We start from the raw sequence: 2,354 nt of genomic DNA, 5'->3' as shown, positions 1-2,354 counted from the left end.
CGGCATGCTGGCCAACAAGGACCCCGGCGCCATCCTGGCCCCGCTGGGCGGCCATGCCCTGTCGATCTCGGTCGTGCCCGCACCGGGCCACGATGCCCACCGGCCCGAGGATTTCGCCGCGCACAGCGCCTTGCCCGTGCGCAGCTTCGCCGACGTGGCGCAGGCGCTGGCCGCGCTGCCACCGGGTGGCGACGTGCTGATCGTGGGCTCGCTCTATCTCGCTGGCGACGTGCTGCGGCGGAATGGGGAAGTGCCGGATTGAGCCGTTCGGGCAAGGCCTCTCACCACCCCCAACCCCCTCCTCTGAAGAGGAGGGGGCTTCATTTTTAGCGCTTTACCTCCCCCTCCTCTTCAGAGGAGGGGGTCGGGGGGTGGTGTGCGGCCAAACGCGACACGCGCACCCATTCCAGCAGCACGAACACCACCGCCAGTCCACCGGCGGCCGCAGCATAGCGGAACACCGTGGCATAGCCGTAAAGGTCGAACGCCTCGCCGGCGATGCCTCGCCCCAGCGAGCCGATCAGGAACGTGAGCGAAGAGAGCAGCGCATATTGCACGGCGGTATAGCTGCGGCTGACAATTGTGGAAATATAGGCGACAAACGCTGCGCCAGCGATGCCGGTCGATATGTTTTCAAAGCCGATCGTCAGCAGCAGGCGCACCATGCGATCGTCGAACCCGAAGGCGCCCAGCAGGGCCTGTAGGCCCACTCCATGGGCCACGCGATCGATCATCGCCCCGCCTTCGGCAAGATCAGCATAGACGAAGTTGCCCAGGATGGGCAGCGCCACACCGAGCAGGATCGTGGGCATGCGCCCCACCCGCACGAACAGGAAGCCACCCAGGCCAACCCCCGCCATGCTCATGAAAATGCCGAACAGCTTGGAGGCAAAAGCCACCTCGTCCTTGGAATAATGCAGGAAATCCAGATAGAACGGAAAGGCGAAGCTGGCCCACATATTATAGCACAACGGATAGGTCAGGATCATGCCGATCACGATCAGCACGCCCCAGCGCAGCCGCCCGACCAGTTCCGACAACGGAGAAACAAGCGCCACATAAAGATGGTTGAGCGCAGTGCGCCCCGGGCCATGTGCATCATCAGGCGCCACCAGAACCGCCTGCCCGCGCACCTTGAGCGCATTGACCACTGCCGATACCAGCAAGGGTACACCGACGGTGGCGAGCACGATCCAGGGGCCAGTCTCGCGCGTGAAAGCAGCCACCGACGGATGCTTTGCACCCGGCGCCAGGGGACGAAGCATCTGGACCATGAAGACCACGATCGTGACGATCGCCCAGGTCCAGCTTAACCCCACGACCAGCAGAGCCAGTCCTCGTGCCTTAGGCACCAACTCGCCAGGCTGGCTGAGCGCGGCATGCAGCGCACCCTGCCCTACGCGCGGCGTATCCGGCGCGCGCAGCGTTACCACGATGATCAGCGCGATCAGCCCGGCCATCAGCAGATAGACCAGCGGCCAGCTCATCCGCCCGGCCATGACCAGCGCGAGCGCGCCCCCCACGATCGAGGCGATGCGGTAGGAAAACTGCCCGATCGACGTAAGCAGTTCCACGCTGGTCTGCTCATCGGCCACGTCGATGCGCCACGCATCGATCGCCACGTCTTGCGTTGCCGATGCCAGTGCGCCCAGGAAAGCGAAAAGTGCGAACGAGCCCATAGAGCGGGTCGGATCGGTGGCCGCGAGGCCCATAAAGCTGGCCACCAGCACGCCCTGGCACAGCGCGATCCAGCTCTTGCGCCGCCCCAGCCGCTCAAGCCCGGGCAATGCCAACCGGTCCACTAGCGGTGACCACAGGAACTTGAACGAATAGGTCAGCCCGATCCACGACAGCACGCCGATCGTCGCCAGATCGATCTTCACCTCACCCAGCCAGGCGTTGAGCGTGCCGATCAGCAGCGCAAAAGGCAGGCCCGAGGAAAACCCGAAACCCAGCATCGTGGCCGACTTGCGCGTTTGCAATGCCAGCTTGAACAGCTGCCAGCCCTTTGGTTTTTGTGGCGCTGGGGCCGATGCCATTGTGGTCTCCTGGTTGCTCGATCGGCACCCTAGGCGCGGGGAATGCCCTTCGACAAGCTCAGGGCGTACGGAATTCCTTGCCCGCCCGTTCGGGCTGAGCCTGTCGAAGCCCCATGCCTGAACTTCAAAGCCCCCCGCTTTGACGCAAAGCCGGCGATGGTCTATGGGCCGGCGATGACACTTCCCCCAAAAGGCAGGAGCGGCCGCCCGGGACGGCCCGCCGCTTCCAACAAGGCCGCAAGTACACGCCGTCCCGATGGCAAGCCCGCGCCGCGCGCAGACCGCGCCGCGCCCCGTGACGGCGCCAAGCCGGCC

Annotated in this window: 1 protein-coding gene and 1 pseudogene; one reads left to right on the top strand and one right to left on the bottom strand. The window is 65.1% G+C overall.

Annotation, left to right across the window (positions count from 1 at the left end):
- Positions 1-262: pseudogene (locus H926_RS0104570) on the top strand (bifunctional folylpolyglutamate synthase/dihydrofolate synthase); the annotation flags it as partial.
- Positions 263-326: 64 nt separating this feature from the next.
- Here H926_RS0104570 and H926_RS25615 read toward each other — a convergent pair.
- Positions 327-2,039 carry an MFS transporter gene (locus H926_RS25615; RefSeq protein WP_022675265.1) on the bottom strand — a complete coding sequence of 571 codons (1,713 nt, stop codon included), beginning with the start codon at positions 2,037-2,039 and terminating at the stop codon, positions 327-329.
- Between the last annotated feature and the right edge of the window lie 315 nt (positions 2,040-2,354).

Source organism: Novosphingobium sp. B-7 (assembly GCF_000410615.1).
GTDB lineage: Bacteria > Pseudomonadota > Alphaproteobacteria > Sphingomonadales > Sphingomonadaceae > Novosphingobium > Novosphingobium capsulatum.
The sequence above is the reverse complement of the archived record's forward strand: the minus strand, read 5'-3'. Positions and strand labels throughout refer to the sequence as shown.

What these genes read in the sequence shown, in the direction of transcription:
- H926_RS25615 (WP_022675265.1), bottom strand. Translation starts at nt 2,039, where the DNA reads ATGGCATCGGCCCCAGCGCCACAAAAACCAAAGGGCTGGCAGCTGTTC.